At 72.1% G+C, this 17,399-nt stretch carries 14 protein-coding genes; 6 read left to right on the plus strand and 8 right to left on the minus strand.

Features of this window, described 5'->3' with window-relative positions:
- Positions 1-126: 126 nt before the first annotated feature.
- Positions 127-621, minus strand: a complete 495-nt coding sequence (locus ACFVYL_RS32570; protein WP_389722463.1) for a hypothetical protein — start codon at positions 619-621, stop codon at positions 127-129.
- 348 nt (positions 622-969) lie between these two features.
- On the opposite strand from ACFVYL_RS32570, the gene ACFVYL_RS32575 reads away from it, so the two are divergent.
- On the plus strand, positions 970-1,650 hold the full coding sequence (locus tag ACFVYL_RS32575) for a class F sortase (protein ID WP_389722359.1): 681 nt from the start codon (positions 970-972) through the stop codon (positions 1,648-1,650).
- A 24-nt stretch (positions 1,651-1,674) separates the two neighbouring features.
- Here ACFVYL_RS32575 and ACFVYL_RS32580 read toward each other — a convergent pair whose 3' ends face one another.
- Positions 1,675-2,520: a polysaccharide deacetylase family protein gene (locus ACFVYL_RS32580; protein ID WP_389722361.1), complete on the minus strand. Its 846-nt coding sequence runs from the start codon at positions 2,518-2,520 to the stop codon at positions 1,675-1,677.
- A 70-nt stretch (positions 2,521-2,590) separates the two neighbouring features.
- Positions 2,591-5,887, minus strand: a complete 3,297-nt coding sequence (lysX, locus tag ACFVYL_RS32585) for a bifunctional lysylphosphatidylglycerol synthetase/lysine--tRNA ligase LysX (RefSeq protein WP_389722363.1) — start codon at positions 5,885-5,887, stop codon at positions 2,591-2,593.
- A gap of 109 nt (positions 5,888-5,996) precedes the next feature.
- On the opposite strand from lysX, the gene ACFVYL_RS32590 reads away from it, so the two are divergent.
- On the plus strand, positions 5,997-6,458 hold the full coding sequence (locus ACFVYL_RS32590; protein WP_389722365.1) for a universal stress protein: 462 nt from the start codon (positions 5,997-5,999) through the stop codon (positions 6,456-6,458).
- A 19-nt stretch (positions 6,459-6,477) separates the two neighbouring features.
- On the opposite strand, the gene ACFVYL_RS32595 is transcribed toward ACFVYL_RS32590, so the two are convergent.
- On the minus strand, positions 6,478-8,040 hold the full coding sequence (locus tag ACFVYL_RS32595) for an MFS transporter (RefSeq protein WP_389722367.1): 1,563 nt from the start codon (positions 8,038-8,040) through the stop codon (positions 6,478-6,480).
- A 122-nt stretch (positions 8,041-8,162) separates the two neighbouring features.
- On the opposite strand from ACFVYL_RS32595, the gene ACFVYL_RS32600 reads away from it, so the two are divergent.
- Positions 8,163-9,119, plus strand: a complete 957-nt coding sequence (locus tag ACFVYL_RS32600; RefSeq protein WP_389722369.1) for an Lrp/AsnC family transcriptional regulator — start codon at positions 8,163-8,165, stop codon at positions 9,117-9,119.
- Between the two features lie 119 nt (positions 9,120-9,238).
- On the plus strand, positions 9,239-10,663 hold the full coding sequence (locus tag ACFVYL_RS32605; RefSeq protein ID WP_389722371.1) for an amino acid permease: 1,425 nt from the start codon (positions 9,239-9,241) through the stop codon (positions 10,661-10,663).
- Between the two features lie 122 nt (positions 10,664-10,785).
- Here the strand turns inward: ACFVYL_RS32605 and ACFVYL_RS32610 are convergent, their stop codons facing one another.
- On the minus strand, positions 10,786-11,895 hold the full coding sequence (locus ACFVYL_RS32610; RefSeq protein ID WP_389722465.1) for a CapA family protein: 1,110 nt from the start codon (positions 11,893-11,895) through the stop codon (positions 10,786-10,788).
- 409 nt (positions 11,896-12,304) lie between these two features.
- Here ACFVYL_RS32610 and ACFVYL_RS32615 point away from each other — a divergent pair, with 409 nt between their 5' ends.
- Entirely contained in the window at positions 12,305-12,817 is a 513-nt protein-coding gene (locus ACFVYL_RS32615; protein ID WP_389722373.1) for a hypothetical protein, read from the plus strand.
- 90 nt (positions 12,818-12,907) lie between these two features.
- Positions 12,908-13,162, plus strand: coding sequence for a zf-HC2 domain-containing protein (locus ACFVYL_RS32620; RefSeq protein ID WP_389722375.1), 255 nt, complete (start codon positions 12,908-12,910; stop codon positions 13,160-13,162).
- 9 nt (positions 13,163-13,171) lie between these two features.
- Here ACFVYL_RS32620 and ACFVYL_RS32625 read toward each other — a convergent pair whose 3' ends face one another.
- From ACFVYL_RS32625 to ACFVYL_RS32635, 3 genes are read right to left on the minus strand one after another with little or no spacing between them, the layout of a single operon-like run.
- Positions 13,172-14,032, minus strand: a complete 861-nt coding sequence (locus ACFVYL_RS32625; RefSeq protein ID WP_389722377.1) for an Fpg/Nei family DNA glycosylase — start codon at positions 14,030-14,032, stop codon at positions 13,172-13,174.
- A 9-nt stretch (positions 14,033-14,041) separates the two neighbouring features.
- Positions 14,042-16,141: a SpoIIE family protein phosphatase gene (locus ACFVYL_RS32630; protein WP_389722378.1), complete on the minus strand. Its 2,100-nt coding sequence runs from the start codon at positions 16,139-16,141 to the stop codon at positions 14,042-14,044.
- A 46-nt stretch (positions 16,142-16,187) separates the two neighbouring features.
- The gene (locus ACFVYL_RS32635) at positions 16,188-17,336 is read right to left on the minus strand and encodes a DUF6777 domain-containing protein (protein WP_389722380.1); all 1,149 of its coding nucleotides are present in this window, start codon (positions 17,334-17,336) and stop codon (positions 16,188-16,190) included.
- Positions 17,337-17,399: the final 63 nt, after the last annotated feature.

Below are 17,399 nucleotides of genomic sequence, written 5' to 3' on the forward strand. Positions count from 1 at the left end.
GCGTCTGGTGCGTGCGATCGCAAGGCGGAGGGTCATCCCGGTACTGGGCGTACCGGGATGAGCCCGACAACGCGGCGAGCGTGCGCACCAGACGCCGCGAGGCAGACGGGAGTTTGACGACAGGGCCTAGACCCGGTTCTCGGACCGGCGACGCATCCAGAAGACCCCGCCGCCGACCACCGCGGCGGCGACCAGCGCACCGCCGATCGCCATGTCCGTGCCGGTCGCCCCGGAGTGCGTGCTGCCGCCCAGACCACCGCGGACACCGCCGTGGATGACGGTGAACGCGGCCGGGCGGGTCAGGGTCTTGCCCCCGCAGTGGGCCGTGATGTCGTACGCACCCGGCCGGGTGTGCTGGTGGATGATCGCGGTGGCGCTCACCGCGCTGCCGCCCGGAATGCCCCGCAGCTCCGTGTCCGGGAAGGCGGGCGACGTGATCTTGCTGCCGGACGACTGGCAGGACGATCCGTCGACGGTGACCGTCAGGTGACCCCCTCGCGGGACCACGCTCGGCATCGCCACGATGTTGGTCGGGTCGGCCCAGGCGGACGCGGCCGGGGCGGCGAGCCCGACGACCCCGACGGCCGCGACGGCGACCGCTAGGGCACGAGTGGTCCGCATACGGGATGTACGCATGGCAATCCTCCGCGGAAGACGCCCCGGGGATACCGTCCCCGGTCCATCGGCGAGAGCGCCTCCCAGACTGACCCTCAGATGTCATGCGCAGGGCCGCATGTCGGCGCTCGGCCGTCCTGGTGAGACGACACGCCGATGCGGGTCCGCGCAACCCGACATCGCCGCAGGTCACGGACCGTCAGAAATTTCCTGCCCGGGGCGACTCGGATGGCGCACCGGGCCCCTCGCGCCACCCGTTCGCTCCCGCCCTTTCGCATGCCGCGCGCCCCGCGCTTAGCGTGCTGTTACGCGCAACGGACGCGGCACGCACGCCGCGTTGAGAGGGGATAGAGAATGCCTTCGTCCCATCCGGCCGACGATTTCGAGTTCCAGGACGTCCAGGAGGACGAAAAGCCGAAGAAGCGCGCGCCGTGGGGTGTGATGGCGCTCGTCCTGCTCACCGGCCTCGCGCTGATCCGCAACGGTTCCGGGGAATTCGACGTGGGCCCGCCCCAGCCCGCGTCCGCCGCGGCCGCGGACAGCACCCCCGACGTGGCGCCCGGCGCCCCGACCCCCCTGACGTTCTCGCCGGCCGAGCGCGTGCGCATCAAGGGCATCCAGGTGGACGCGCCGGTCATGCAGGTGGGACTGGACGCCGAGGGCTGGGTGGATGCACCGCCGGCCGACGACCCGAACCTCGCGGGCTGGTTCACCGGCGCCGTCTCACCCGGCGAGGAGGGCACGGCCGTGGTCGTCGGCCATGTGGACAACCAGCAGGGTCCCGCCGTCTTCTACGGCCTGGGATCGCTGAAGAAGGGCAATCACGTCGAGATCAGGCGCAAGGACAAGAAGACGGCCATTTTCAAGATCTACGGAATTGAGGTCTTCGACAAGGCGAAATTCCCGGGCGAGCGGGTCTACGGGAACAGCGGAACTCCGGAATTGCGCGTCATCACGTGCGGCGGCGGTTTTTCGAAGAAGGCCGGATACGACGGGAACGTCGTGGTGTTCGCCCGACTGGTCGCCGTGCGCTGACACGGGAACCAGCCGGGTGGGCGGTCACGTCATGTAGTGGCTCGGCAGCGTCATGCGGTAGCCGGAGTCGAGGAGTTCCGGAAGGTAGTCGCGCAGCGCCTCGACGCTGCCCGAGCGGTCGCCGCCCGCGTCGTGCGAGAGCACCACGACGCCGGGCCCCGCGCCCGCGCGCACGCGCCGCACGATGGTCCTCGCGCCGGGTTCGGTCCAGTCGAGGGTGTCGACGGTCCAGGCCAGCGGCTCCATGCCGAACTCGGCTCCCAGCTGGAAGGCATTGCGGTTCCACGCGCCGTAGGGGGCCCGGAACCAGGCGGGGTACTCGCCGGTCGCGTCCTCGATGACGTCGCAGGTGCGCTCGATCTGCTCGCGCATCGGCGCCCGGCCCAGCCGGGTCAGCAGCGGATGGCTCCAGGTGTGGTTGCCGATCAGATGTCCGTCGTCGGCCATCTCGCGCAGCAGGTCCGAGTTGTCGACGGCCATCTCTCCGCAGACGAAGAACACCGCGCGGACGTCGTGCCTGCGCAGGGTGCGGAGGATGTGCGGCGTGTAGCGCGGATCGGGCCCGTCGTCGAAGGTCAGCACCATCGACCGGTCGCGCCCCGGCATGCGCAGGATGGGCGCCTTGCGCACCCGGGGCAGGGCCCGCCCGGCGCGTGGGGGCCCGTATCCCGCCATGGGCTGCAGGCGGTACGCGGACGGCTTGCGGGCCCGCGCGGCCTGCGGGCCCCCGGCCGCCGTTCCCGCGCCGGCGGTGGCCCCCCGGGCGGCGGGCCGGTCCGTGTCCGCGCATCCCGAGGCCGCGCCCAGGCCGAGAACCGCGGCGGCACGGAGCAGGACCCGGCGCCCTGGCGTCAGCTGATCATCTTTCATGACCAATCCGTCGCATGGCCGAAGGCCCGCGCGGAACATCAACACCGGGGCGGCCGCCGAAAGCACCCGATCAGACGCGGCGGACGAGGGGGAAGGGCAGGGTCTCCCGGATGGTGAGGCCGGTGAGGAACATGACGAGCCGGTCGACACCGATGCCGAGGCCGCCGGTGGGCGGCATCGCGTACTCCAGGGCGTCGAGGAAGTCCTCGTCGAGCTCCATGGCCTCGGGGTCTCCCCCTGCGGCGCGCAGCGACTGCGCGGTGAGCCGTCGGCGTTGCTCCACGGGGTCGGTCAACTCGCTGTAGGCGGTGCCCAGTTCGGTGCCGAAAGCGACGAGGTCCCAGCGTTCGGCGAGCCGCGGGTCGGTGCGGTGCTGCCGGGTCAGCGGGGAGACGTCGGTCGGGAAGTCCTTGTAGAAGGCGGGCAGCGTCGTCTTCTCCTCGACGAGCCGCTCGTACATCTCCAGGACGACGTCACCGCGTGCGTCGTCCACGGTGTACGGGACGCCGGCCCGGTCGCAGTGCCGGTGCAGGGTCGCCGGCGGGGTGTCCGCGTCGATCTCTTCGCCGAGCGCCTCGGAGATCGCGCCGTACACGGTCTTGACCGGCCAGGGTCCGGAGATGTCGTGCTCGACGAGCCGGCCCCCGGCGTCGGCCTTGCGGGCGACGGGGGAGCCGAAGGCGGCGGTCGCGGCGCCCTGGATGAGTTCACGGGTGAGGTCGAGCATCACGTCGTAGTCGGCGAAGGCCTGGTAGGCCTCCAGCATCGTGAACTCGGGGTTGTGCTTGTAGGAGACGCCTTCGTTGCGGAAGGTGCGGCCCATCTCGAAGACCTTCTCCAGGCCGCCGACGCAGAGCCGCTTGAGGTACAGCTCCGGGGCGATGCGCAGGTACAGGTCGAGGTCGTAGGCGTTGATGTGGGTGGTGAAGGGCCGGGCGTTGGCGCCGCCGTGGATCTGCTGGAGCATCGGTGTCTCGACCTCCAGATAGCCGCGGTCGAGCAGCCCCTGGCGCAGGGCCTGTACGGCGGCGGAGCGGGCCCGCACCACGTCGCGTGCGCCGGGGCTCGCGACCAGGTCGAGGTAGCGGCGGCGGACCTTGGCCTCGGGGTCGGTCAGGCCGCGGCGCTTGTCGGGCAGCGGACGCAGGCACTTGCCGGTGAGCCGCCAGTCGGTGACGAAGACGGTGAGTTCGCCCCGGTCGCTGGTGCCGACCGTGCCGGTGGCGGTGATGTGGTCGCCGATGTCGGTGCCCGCGGTGAAGCGGTCCAGGACGGCCGGGCCCGAGGCGTCGCGGGAGAGGGCCAGCTGCAGGTCGCCCGACCAGTCGCGCAGCACGGCGAAGACGATGCCGCCGAAGTCGCGCAGGAGCATGACGCGGCCCGCGACGGTGATCTGCAGCCCCGTCATGTCCCGGGTGACGTGGGCCAGCTCGTGGGTGCGCGGGGGCAGGCCGACCGGGTAGGGGTCGATGCCCTCGGCGCGCAGCCGGTCGAGTTTGTGGTGTCGGACGCGGATCTGTTCCGGGAGCTTCGACGTGGGGTCGGCGGCGGCTTCGTCCCGGCCCGCGAGGCCGAGCGCGGCGATCGACGGCAGGCCCTCGGTGGTCGTGGGCTGGCTGACGCCGCGGGGCTTGTGGCCCTTGCCCCAGAGCTTGCGCAAGGACGGTACGGAGACGAAGCCCTCGGCGATGCCCGATGCCAGGCTGATGCGGGCGAGGGCGCCGCTGTCGCCGTAGCAGATGAAGCGCGGGTACCACTCGGGGTGGTACTTGGCGTTGGAGCGGTAGAGCGCTTCGAGCTGCCACCACTTGGAGAAGAACAGGAGCAGCTTGCGCCACAGCCGCAGCACGGGTCCCGCGCCGATGCGGCCGCCTTCCTCGAAGACCGAGCGGAACACGGCGAAGTTCAGGGAGATGCGGCGCACTCCGAAGCGGGGCGCGGCGGCGCAGAGCTCGGCGACCATGAACTCCATGACGCCGTTGGGCGCGGTGCGGTCGCGGCGCATCAGGTCCAGGGAGACGCCGTCCTTGCCCCAGGGGACGAGGGAGAGCAGGGCGAGGAGCTTGCCGTCCTCGCCCAGGGCCTCGACCAGGAGGCAGCCGCCGTCCTCGGGGTCGCCGAGCCGGTCGAGCGCCATCGAGAAGCCGCGCTCGGTCTCGGTGTCGCGCCAGGCGTCGGCCCGGTCGATGATCTCCTCCATCTCTTCGTCGGTGAGGGTGGAGTGGCGGCGGACGCGGGTGGTGGCGCCGGTGCGGCGGACCCGGTTCACGGCCTGCCGGGTGACGCGCATGTCCCGGCCGTCCAGGTCGAACTCGGCGACGTGCAGGATCGCCTCGTCGCCGAGTTGCAGCGCGCCGAGCCCGGCGCGGGCGTACGCGGTCGCGCCGTCCTCGGAGGCGCCCATGACCGCGGGCTGCCAGGCGTACTGCCGGGCCACGGCCAGCCAGGCGCCGATCGCGTGCGGCCAGGCCTCGCGGTCGCCCACGGGGTCGCCGCTCGCCAGGCAGACCCCGGCCTCGACGCGGTAGGTGACGGCGGCCTTGCCGCTGGGCGAGAAGACGACGGCCTTGTCGCGCCGGGTGGCGAAGTAGCCGAGCGAGTCCTGCGCTCCGTATGCCCCGAGGAGTGCGCGGATGCGGGGTTCCTCGTCGCCGTGCAGGGCCGCTTCCATGCGCTGGGAGCGGAAGAGGGTGGCTGCGGCGTTCAGCAGGGCGAGGGCGCCGAACAGGCCGAGCCAGAAGTAGAGGCCGCGGGGCGGCGCGCCGTCGAAGTAGTCGTGGCCGTGGATCAGTCCGCCGCAGACGCGGTTCGCCGCCCACAGCAGCCGCTCCTCGCGCACCAGCGTGCCGGGGAACAGCTCCACCAGGCCCCAGCCGAGGAGGACCGCGGCGCCGAGGCCCGCCACCAGGACCGCGAGGGCCCGCCGGACGGCGGCGCGCCGGGAGTCCGCGGAGAACTCCTTGCGGGCGAGGATCAACAGGACGAAGGCGATGCCGCACACGACGAAGGACGGCAGGGACTCGGCCCAGAAGCCGAGGGCGGCGCCGAGCACGTCGAAGGCGAGGAGCAGGCCCAGGTAGCTGATGACGAGCCACCACGCGACCTTCTTGCGGGCCGCGGTCGCGGCGGCGAGCAGGAAGAGGAAGACGGCGTACGCCAGGTTGGGGCTGACCGGCACCGTGACGAGGTCGAGGACGCGGATGACCGGCATGAGGAGGCGGCGCAGCGGGGCGATCACCGCGAGGACCGCACAGAAGATGCCGAGGGTGCCGAAGAAGGCGGCGAACACCTCCGGAACGCGGCCGAGGAAGCCGTTCCTGGTGGGTATCGGGTCTCTGGCCTCGGGCTCCTCCGTGCTGACCGTCATGGTCACGACTGTAGGAAGAGCTGGGCCGCGGCGCGCGTCGAGCAGCGCGTGCGGTGGGCACGGACGCCCGGAGCACATGCGGTATGACTGCCTCCGCTAACCTCTCGGCGTGAGTGAAGAACAGTCCCAGCAGTTCGAACGCGGCACCGACGGGCCCAAGGTGATCGTCGTCGGAGTCGACGGCTCCGATACCTCTCTGCGGGCGGCGGCCTACGCCGGAGGCCTGGCGCGGCGGCAGCGGGCCCTGCTCGCCGTCGTATACGTCCAGCCGGTGCTCGCGGCGGGCGCGGCGTTCGGCGCCCCGGTCGCCGAAACAACGGACGAGATCGCCGAGGGGCTGATCACGGAGATCCGGGCCGCGACCGAGCGGGTGAAGGGGATATTCGACGTCCGGTGGGAGTTCCACACGTTCCGCGGTGACCCCTACACCGGTCTGGTCACCGCCGCCGACGACCTGAAGGCCGACGCCGTGGTCGTCGGCGCCTCCGAGCAGGCGGGCCACCGCATCGTCGGTTCGGTCGCCGTGCGCCTGGTGAAGGCGGGCCGGTGGCCGGTCACCGTGGTTCCGTGACCGGCCGGTGCGCACGGGGCTAGCCCCGCGGCACGGCTGACGTGGCGGCCTTTCCTGTTCCCTCCGGGTCCGCAGGGCCGGGCTGTCCGGGAACCTCCGCCCGGCGCCCGGCGGAGGACCGCGTCAGCCAGAGGACGAACCCGGCACCCGCCAGCGCCACGGCCCCCGCGGTGAGCGCCAGCGTGTTGTGACCGGTGGCGAACACCGCGTGCAGCGTGTACTCGAACGACGCCCGCTGCCCCGCGGGGACGGCCCCGAGCAGCGCGTCGGCCCCGCCGCCGGAGAGGCTCTGGGCGACCGCGTCCGGATCGGCGACGTCGTCGGCCAGGGAGCGGCTCATGGTGGAGACGGCCAGGGTGCCGAAGGCGGCGACCCCGAAGGCGTAACCGAGTTGCTCGAAGGTGCTGTACGTGCCACTGGCCATCCCGGCGCGTTCGGGCGGCACCGAGCCGAGCGCCAGCGAGGCGGCGACCTGGAAGACGAGCCCCATGCCCAGGCCGCTCAGGGCCAGGCCGCCGACCAGGACGGGCCAGCCGGAGCCGGCGCCGAGGAAGCCCTGCGAGGCCACGCCGAGGCCGGCCAGGGACAGGCCGAGGGTGGCGCCCACGCGCGGCGAAGGCCGGGGCATCCACCTGCCGCTCACCACCGCCACCAGTGCGGCCGCCGCCGCGTGCGGAAGGATCACGAGCCCCGCGCCGACCGGCGAGAGCCCTTGGACGGACTGCAGCCACATCGAGGTGTACGGCAGGATCCCGTACACCGCTCCCTCCCCCACCGCGATCGTGAGCATCGCCGCGGTGAACGCCGGGCGCCGGAACAGGGACAGGTCGAGCAACGGATGCGTCCCGCGCCGCTGCACGGCCAGGAAGACCACGAGGGCCGCCAGCGCGCCCGCGAGCGGCACCAGCGTCGCCGCCGAGGTCCAGCCGCGGGCGTGCGACTCGGTCAGCGCGTAGACGAAACCGCCCGCGGCGAAGGCGAAGAGCACCACTCCGGGCACGTCCAGGCGCCGCGCCCCGTCCCGCACGCGAGGTGAGCGGGGGATGTAGCGGAAGGTCATCGCCAGCGCGAGCACGGTGACGGGCACGTTGACGTAGAAGATCCACCGCCAGTCGAGCGCCTCGGTGAGCAGGCCGCCGAGGACCGGGCCGAGCGCGGCGGCGCTGGAGGCCACCGCCGCCCACACCCCGAAGGCGAGGCCCAGTCGGCGGCCGGAGTACAGGGTGCTGATGAGGGACAGCGTGGTGGCGAACATCGCCGCCGCGCCGAGCCCCTGGACCAGCCGGGCGGCGATCAGCCACCCCATGCCGGGGGCGAGCGCGCACGCCACCGAGGCCAGCGCGAACACGACGAGGCCGACCGCGTACACGCGGCGCCGCCCGTGCAGGTCGGCGAGCATCCCGGCGCCGAGCAGCGCGGCGGCCACCGCGAGCGCGTAGCCGTCGGCGACCCACTGCAGCTGCGACAGCGAGGAGCCCAGCGACTCCGACATGGACGGCAGCGCCACAAGGACGATGGTGACGTCGATGAGCAGCATGAAACTGCCCAGACAGATGGCGGCCAGCGGCCCCCAGATACGCATGACACGGACTCCCGGAAGAAGGGGAAGGAGCAAGGACCCCGTCACCTTCGAGGTCCCATCGGCAGCCACCCAAGCCGTACGCTGCGTTGTGGCGGATTCCGGCATCCAGGAGAGGCGACGCGGTGGATTCCAGCGCCCTGGCAGAGTTCGACCACCGGCTGCTCGAAGCCCTGCAGCACGACGGCCGGGCTCCCTTCAGCCGTCTCGCCCGGCGGTTCGACGTCTCCGAACGCACCCTGGCCCGGCGCTACCAGCGGCTGCGCGGCCTGGGGCTGCGCATCGTGGGCCATCCCAACCCCGTTCGTCTGGGTCTCGTCCGCTGGCTGCTGCGGCTGCACTGCACCCCGGACGCGGCGAGTACCATCGCCGAAGCCCTGGCCCGCCGCCCCGACACCAGCTGGGTCACCCTCGCCTCCGGCGGCACCGAGATCACCTGCGCCGTGAACACCCGCAGCGCCGACGAGCGCAACGCGCTGCTGCTGCAGAAGCTGCCCCGCACACCCAAGGTGCTCTCCGTGAGCGCGCACTGCATGCTGCGGATCTTCATGGGCACCACCAGCACCTGGCACGCGACCCGGTTCCGCACCCCTGAGTCGGCGGCGGTGGATTCCGGCACGCCGGACGCGCCACCCCTGTCCCTGGACGCCACCGACCGTGCCCTCTTCGCCGAGCTGGCACGCGACGGCCGCGCCACCCTGCCCGAGCTGGGCAAGGCCACCGGACGCTCGCCGTCCAGCGTGCAGCGCCACCTCGAACGCCTGCGCGCCGAGGGCGCCTTGAGCTTCGGGGTCGACTTCGACCCCCAGCTCCTCGGCTACCACATGACCACCCAGCTCTGGCTGAAGGTCTCCCCCGCCCATCTGCGCACCGTCGGCGAGAGCCTCGCCGCGCACCGCTCGACCGCGTTCGCCGCCGCCGTCACCGGGACCTCGAACCTCGTGGCCAGCGGTGTCTTCCGCACCCCCGTCGAGCTGTACGACTACATCGACCGAAGCATCGGCCCGCTGCCCGGCATCCAGAGCATCGAGACCTCCCCCACCCTGCGCGAGGTCAAGCGGCTGGCCCCCGCACTGCCCTGAACGGCGGCCCCGCCGCGAGAACCCCCCGGACGCCCGGGGTGTGGCGTCTTCCGTAGCGGCCCGGGCTGGGCCATCATGATCCGCCATCAGCCGACGCCGTCTGCGAAGAGGTGGAGCTCATGTCGGGACTCCGGATGGGACAGGGCGTACTGCGCCGCAAGCCCATCGAGCACATCGAGGAGACAGAGGCGGGCGGCGGTCTCTCCAAGTCGCTCGGTCTCTGGCAGCTCACCGCGATCGGTGTCGGCGGCATCATCGGTGCCGGCATCTTCAGCCTCGCCGGCGCCGTGGCCAACGGCACCGCGGGGCCCGCGGTACTGGTCTCCTTCCTGATCGCGGGCGTGGCGAGCGCCGCCGCCGCCTTCTCGTACGCCGAGTTCGCGGGCATGATTCCGAAGGCGGGCTCGGCGTACACCTACGGCTATGTGGTGCTCGGCGAGCTGACCGGCTGGTTCATCGGCTGGGACCTTCTCCTGGAGTACACCGCGATCGTCGCCGTCGTCGCGATCGGCATCTCCGGCTACTTCGGCTTCCTGGTGGAGGAGCTGGGGGCCGAGCTGCCGAACTGGATGATGGGCGCGCCGGGTACCGGCGACGGGCACAAGGTCGACCTGTTCGCCGCGGTGCTGTGCCTCTTCATCGCGTATCTGCTCACCCTCGGCATCAAGAACGCCGCGCGCTTCGAGATGATCGTGGTCGTGCTGAAGGTGATCGTGGTGATCGTCGTCATCGCGGTCGGCTTCTTCCACATCGAGACCGGCAACTACGATCCGTTCTTCCCCTACGGGGTCAGCGGCGCGTTCACGGGCGCGGCGACCGTCTTCTTCGCCGTCTTCGGATACGACGCGATGAGCACCGCGGCGGAGGAGTCCAAGGACGCCCAGCGGCACATGCCGAAGGCGATCCTCTACTCCCTGGCCATCTCGATGGTCCTTTACGTGCTCGCCTGCCTGGTTCTGACGGGCATGCAGAGCTACCAGGACGTCGACCCGGAGAGCGGCTTCTCCACGGCCTTCAAGTCGGTGGGGCTCGGCGGGCTCGCGGATGTCATCGCGGTGGGCGCGATCATCGGCATCCTCACGGTGATGTTCACGTTCATGCTGGGCTGCACCCGGGTGTGGTTCAGCATGTCGCGCGACGGCCTCCTGCCCAAGTGGTTCGCCAAGACGCACCCGACGCGGCACGTGCCGACACGTGTGACGTGGATCGTGGGGGTCGCGTCGGCCGCCATCGCCGGGTTCCTGCCGATCGGCGAGGCGGCCGAACTGACCAATATCGGGATCCTGTTGGCGTTCGTGGTGGTGTGTGTCGCGGTGATCGTGCTGCGCTACAAGCGGCCGGATCTGCCGCGCACCTTCCGCTGCCCGGGGATGCCGGTGGTACCGGCGCTCGGGGTGGTCTTCTCGATCTGGCTGATCACGTTCCTGCAGTGGCAGACCTGGGTGCGGTTCGCGGTGTGGTTCGTGCTCGGCCTCGGCGTGTACTTCGGGTACTCGTACCGGAAGTCGGAGCTGGCCCGGACCGACCGGGCTCCCGAGGCCTGACGCCCGTCAGGCGCTCTGCTCGATCGGCTTCCGGAACTCGGGGGCCATCTGCTCAAGCCTTTTCCGGTGGCCCCGGGACGCGGCCGGCTGCTGCGGAGCGCACCGCCCGCCCGCGGACGAACCTACTCCCCCATGACCAGGCCGGCCTCGCCGCCCCCTCGGCTGAGGACGACCCGGCGGATCCGGTCGCGGACATCGCCCAGCTCGGCGCCGCGGTCCAGCGCCTTGGTGAGGTTGACGACACGGCCGGCGTCCGGGTCGAACAGCATCGGCAGGAACTCGGCCTTCTTGACCTGCCAGCGGGTGCTGGGGCGCGCGGGCGGCTCGAAGGTGAAGCGGCCGATGGTGCCCTGGTTGCCGCGCGGGTCGTGCGCGCCCTCGTGGTTGATCATGTCTCCGGCGATCTGGTCGCCCATGCCGTAGATGACCCAGGTGCCGTTCACCTTCTCGTAGGCCTGCGGCACGTGTGCGTGCGTGCCGAGCAGCAGGTCGATGTCGGGCCGCCCGCCCGTGCGGGAGGCCGTGAGCTGCTTGCCGAGCCGCAGCTGCTGGCGGTCGGGCTCGTCCTGCCACTCCGTGCCCCAGTGCAGGCTGACGACCACCACGTCGGCGCCCGCCTTCCGGGCTGCCCTGGCGTCCGCGACGATCTTGTCGCGGTCGATGAGGTCGACCGTCCACGGCTTGCCCTTCGGCAGCGGATAGCCGTTCGTGCCGTAGGTGTACGCGAGCTGGGCGACCTTCGCGCCGCCCGCCCGCAGCCAGGCCGGGCTCTTGTCCTCGGCGGCCGAACGGGCCGAGCCCGCGTGTTTCACGCCCGCCTTGTCCAGCGCGTCCAGGGTGCGTCGCACTCCTGCCGCGCCGTCGTCAAGAGTGTGGTTGGAGGCGGTGGAGCAGGAGTCGTACCCGGTGGACTTGAGGGCGCGGGCCACCTGGGGCGGGGACTTGAAGCTGGGGTAGCCGGAGTAGTCGCCGTCGGCTCCGTAGACCGTCTCCATGTGACAGATCGCCAGATCGGCCTTGGAGACGACCGGCTTGGCGCCCGCGAGCATCGGCGCGAAGTCGTAGCCGTCGCCGTCCGCGTCGGCGTTGGCCTGGCGGATGATCGAGGCGTGCGGCAGGACGTCGCCGGAGGCGACGAGCGTGAAGGGGCGCCACCCGGCTGCGGCCCCGCCGGTCGGGGAGTGCTGGCCGCCCGTCAGCGGCTGGGCCGAGCACGCCGCGGCGCCCGCGATGCCCACGAGCAGAAGGGCTGCCGCGGCTGCCGTCGCGGGGCGTGAACGACCCGTCCGCCGGGTGGTTCGGGAGGTGGAAGGGGTTCTTGTGTGCCGTGGGATCCGTACGCGCTGCGTCATCGATCGAGCTCCGTGGCTGGGACGATATTCGGCCACACGAATACATGTACGGAAATAACATCAAATCAAGGATCATTGCCGTCATAGTCCCTGAAACGGAGTCAAACGCAGCAGCCTGTGACGCGAACAACACAGGGCGGCTCACCTGCGGTGAAACCGTAGGCCGGGTCAAGGCTCCGTAAAGCGCCTTGCTCGGCACCCCTCTCGGGTAATCGGCTGTTCCTCACCGTGTGCCGGATTGGGGGGCCAGAGGCCGGTGACGCACACGGACCGGAGGAAGGCGGAGTGGATGCGGCACGAGAGCAGAGGAAACACCGACGGCCCCCAGGGCGGCGAACTGGCCGTCCCCATGGCGTGGTTGTACGCCGAGTACATCGCCGACGAACTGCTGCGCACCGGCGATCTGATGCCGCCCACCTCCTTCGAGTATCGGGCGGGACGCGATGCCCTCGCGCTGACGATCTTCCTGTCGGACACCAGGGGCGAGCTCTCGGGGATCCGGGTGGTCTCACAGCTGGAGACCTGGCTGACCCTGACCGCGTACGGCCAGCCGTGGCAGGACTGGGTCCGGGAGCGGCTCACCCAGCTCACGGCGGAAGCCGTCGCCGCTGGTGGGCCCCGGCCGGACCTGGAGCTCGCCGACCGCGCGTGGCGCTGGCTGCAGGAGACCGAGCTCCTCGCACCCGACCTGGACGCGGTGCCCGGCCGCGCCGTGCCGGACGAGGAGGACGGGCCGAAGGTGTGGACCCCGGCGTGGCGCCTCGGGCTGCCGCTCGGGCACCTGGCGATCCATCTGTTCTGAGCCCCTCGCGGGCCTTGAATGATTCGGCGGTTCCCTGCGTACCGGAGGTCGAGCAGCACCCCCCACCGACACGGAACGGCGAGGAACGCCATGAGCTCCTTGGAGCGGCACCGCGACGCGGGCGCCTACGCACTCGGTGTTCTCGACCCCGCGGACACCTCCCGCTTCGAGGAGCACCTCCCGGACTGCCCCACCTGTCTGCTCGCGTGCCACGAACTCAACAACCTGACGAGGCAGATGAAGCTGTACGCACGCGTGACGCCGACTGCCGTGGAACCCTTCGCCGTGCCCTCCGCAGGCCTCCTGGACCGGCTCCTGCGGCAGGTCCGGATCCGGTTCCGGTGAGCGCGCGGGCTACTTCAGCAGCCGGGACATCCGCCGGTCCGCGAGCAGCCTGCCGCCCGTCTGGCACGTCGGGCAGTACTGCAGCGAGGAGTCGGCGAACGAGACCTCACGGACCGTGTCGCCGCACACCGGACACGGCTCGCCGGTACGGCCGTGCACCCGCAGGCCGCCCTTCTTCTCCGCCTTGAGACGGCCCGCCGCGACCCCGCGCGAGCGCTCCACCGCGCCGTTCAGCGTATCCAGCAGCGCCACATGCAACCCATGGACTTCCTCCTTCGTGAGGCTCGACGTGAGCCGGAACGGTGACATGCGGGCCGCGTGCAGGATCTCGTCGCTGTAGGCGTTCCCGATGCCCGCGATGAGGCTCTGGTCGCGCAACGCCCCCTTGATCTGGCGCCGTTCACCCGCCAGGAGACCCGCGAACCGCTCCTCGTCGAAGTCGGCGGCCAGTGGATCGGGCCCGAGGCGCGCGATGCCCGGGAGCTGCTCCGGCGACTCGGTGACGTACACCGCGAGGCGCTTCTGCGTGCCCGCCTCCGTGAGGTCGAAGCCCGCCCCCGTATCCAGGGCGACGCGCAGCGCCAGCGGGCCCTTGCCGGGGCGCGGCACGCCGTCGGGGAGCCGGTCGTGCCACCGCAGCCAGCCCGCGCGGGCGAGATGGGTGACCAGGTGCGGGCCGCCGGTGTCGATGTCCAGGAACTTGCCGTGCCGCTCCACGCCGGTGACGGTGCGCCCTTCGAGGGCGGTGAGCGGCGGGTCGTACGTCTTGAGCACGCTGATCGCGGCGGGCAGGACCCGCACGATCTCGCGGCCGACCAGATGCTCCGTCAGGAAGTCCTTCAGGGCCTCGACTTCAGGAAGTTCAGGCATCTCTCTCCCTCAGTCCCGTGTCTGCGTGGAGGGCACGACGAACTCGCACCACACGCACTTGCCACTGCCGCGCGCCTCCACGCCCCACTCGTCGGCGAGCCGGTCCACCAGGAGCAGACCGCGGCCCGACACCCCGGAGTCGCCCGCGTCGCGGCGGCGCGGCAGGGCACTCGACGCGTCCTCGACGTCGACGCGCAGCCGGCGGTCGGCGCCGCTCAGGACGCGCAGGGTCACGACCGCGGAGCCGTCGGTGTGCATCAGGGCGTTGGTGATCACCTCGTCGGCGACCAGCTCGATCTCGTCCGCGCGATCGCCCGCGCCCCAGGCCCGTACCGCGGCCCTGATCATGTGCCGGGCGTCGGCGAGCGCCTCCGGGTCGCTCGGTGCGACGTGCTGGCGCAGGCGCCCGCCCGAGCGCGGCGTGTCGAGCATGCGACGGCGCATCAGGAGCAGCGCGGCGTCGTCGTCACCGCCGCGGCCGTCGATGAGGCCGCAGAGCCTGTCGGCGAGCCGCTGCAGGTCCCGGGGGCCGACGGCGGCGAGCTCCGCCAGCGCCCGCATGCCGTCGTCCAGATCGGCGCCCGGCACCTCCACGAGGCCGTCGGTGCAGAGCAACAGGGTCTGGCCCGGGTCGAGTTCGAGGGTGGTGACGGGATAGTCGAGCTGCCCGAACTCGGCGGAGAGTCCGAGCGGCAGACCGCCGGCCACCGGCACCCGGCGGCAGGAGCCGTCGGTGAGCTGGACGAGCGGGTCGAGGTGGCCGGCCCGGACGAACTGCACCACCCCGGTCGACAGGTCCGCCTCCGCGTACAGGCAGGTCGCGAAGCGGTCGGTGTCCAGTTCGTGCAGGAAGCCGGAGGCGCGGGCCATGACGGTGGCGGGCATGTGGCCCTCGGTGGCGTAGGCGCGCAGCACGATGCGGAGCTGGCCCATGACGGCCGCCGCGTGCGTGTCGTGGCCCTGGACGTCGCCGATGACGGCGCCGACCCGGCTGCCGGGCAGCGGGATCACGTCGTACCAGTCGCCACCGATGTCCCGGCCGAGCGCCGCCGAGCGGTACCGCACGGCGATCTCCGCGCCGGGCACGCCGGGGATGCTGCGCGGCAGCATGGCCTGCTGGAGGCCCTGGGCGAGGTCCTTCTCCTGCTCGTAGAACATGGCGCGCTGCAGGCTCTGCGCGATGCTGCTGCCCAGCGCGACCAGGACGTTGCGCTCCTCCGTGGTGAAGCCGGTCTTGTCCTGGTAGAGGAGGCCGAGGACGCCGACGGCGCGGCCCTGCGCGATCAGCGGCAGATACGCGGCGGCGGAGATGCCGAGCTCGTCGATGTGCGGCCAGAGCAGCGGGTAGGACTGAGCGAAGTCGTCCGCGGTGTCGATGTAGCGCGGGGCGAGGGTGCGGACGACCTCGCTCATCGGGTAGTCCTCGTCGACGCCCGTGAGGCGGGTGCCGGGGACGAAGCTGCCCGCGGGGCCCTCCGCCACGAGCCGGATCCGCCCGGCCTCGACGAGCCCCATCACGAGGTTCGACGCCCCCAGGTGCGCGAGACCGTGGGCGTCCCGGAGCACGTCGATGACGTCCCGGACCGTGCGGGCGTGGGCCAGCGCCGCCGTGGTGCCCTGCACGATGCTCGTCGTGCGGCGGCGGTCGGCCTCCTCGTCCGCGCGCTCGCGCAGCGCGGCCGGGCTGTCGCCGAGTTCCTGGGTGGCGTCCCTGACGAGGCCCACGATGCGGTGCGGCCGGCCCGTGGCGTCCCGTTCGATGCGGCCCTGGGTGTGCGTCCAGCGCAGCGCGCCGGTGCGGCAGCGGATCCGGAAGTACGCGCCGTATGTCTCGCTGCCGTCCTTCAGGGCGTGCGACACGGCCTGGTCCAGGCGGTGCGCCTCGACGGCCGGGACGCGGGAGGCGAGGGACTCGGGCCGGTCGTCGTACTCGTCGGGGCGTACGTCGAAGACCTCGTGGGCGGTGGCGTCCATCGTCATCCGGCCCGTGTGCAGGTCCCAGTCGAAGCGGCCCATGCGCAGCGCGGCCCCGTGCAGCGCCAGGAAGCAGCCGTCCGACTCCCCGGCCGGCTGCCCGCAGCGGCAGTGCCCCGCCGGGTCGTGCTCCATGGGCCCACGCTAGGCGGAGCCCCGCGCGTGCGCATGCGGGGAGGCGTCAGGTGTCGAACGTGCCGGGGTCGCTGTCGGAGAACGGGTTCTCGGACAGGTACGGGTCGTCCGGCACGAGGCCGTCCTCGTCCTCGGAGGGGCCCTCGGTGAGCTCGTCCGGCGCCGGGAGCGTGTCTGTCGGAGGCGCCGGCGACGAGGGGCAGCCGGACGGGAGCGGCGAGGACGGGTCGGTGGGCGTACCGGTCGGCGCGGGGCAGTCGGTCGAGGAGTCGCCGGGGTCGGGGCTCCGGTCGGGGGCGCCGCTGCGGTCGCGGTCCTGCTCGCCGGGGCCGCTCTCGTCCGGATCCGTCCCGTCCGGGCTCGTGGGCGGGGGCGTCGTGGGAGTCGGGGTGGTCGGAGTGGGGGTGGGCGCCGGGGGCGACGGCGGCTCGGTCGCGCGGTCGTTGCGGGCGTGCTCGTCGCCGGTCTGCCGCTCGATCCAGGTGTTGTCGACGATGTTCACGATGGTGATGTCGGTGATCGGCCGCGGCGCCGGAGTCACCACGACGACCTGGGCGGGCCGGTAGCCGCTCCACGGCTTCCCGTGGTGGCGGGGTGGGCTCTTCGAGGCGACCGGCGGCCCCAGCGGGTTCCCGCACGCGCAGCGCACCCTCGGCAGTCCGCGGTCGTCGACCAGGACGGCCGTGCCCGACTGCAGGACGGACTGGAAGTTTGTCGCGGAGCCGTCGCGGAAGCCGTGGTTGGTGACGCGCGTGTCGGTCCGCAGGACGACGGAGGTCAGGTTCCGCAGGTAGTCGGGAACGGCGGCCCGGCCGATGCCGGAGGCCCGCGCGAAGGCGTCGGCCTTGGTCCGGTCCGCGGTCAGGAAGCGCACCTGCCGGTCGACGTCGCAGCTGCCTACGGAGTGCGTGCCGCCGTACAGCCCGGGGGTCTCGCCCGAGACGGAGCGGGTGCCCTGCGGTGTCGCGGATCCGGTGGGCGACGGCTGCGGCGAACGGGTGACGGGCGGCGGGGATCCGGCGTCCTGCGCGGTGGAGTCGGTGAAGGGGTCGGGGCCGTGGGCGGCCACCGATTGCAGGAAAAGCCCGCCGCCGCCGTCGGCCGTCTTCTTCTCGCCGTCGCCGGAACAGCCCGCGACCGCGAGGGCCGCGGATATCGCGAGGACGATCGCGTGGGTCCTGGTGGGTGCGCGCACCGGTTCTCCCGCCGTTGCCGTGCCGTGCGCCCCCGGCCTCCGGAGGCGTTCCGCCATTGTCTG

Source organism: Streptomyces sp. NPDC058308 (genome assembly GCF_042880275.1).
Taxonomy (GTDB): Bacteria; Actinomycetota; Actinomycetes; order Streptomycetales; family Streptomycetaceae; genus Streptomyces.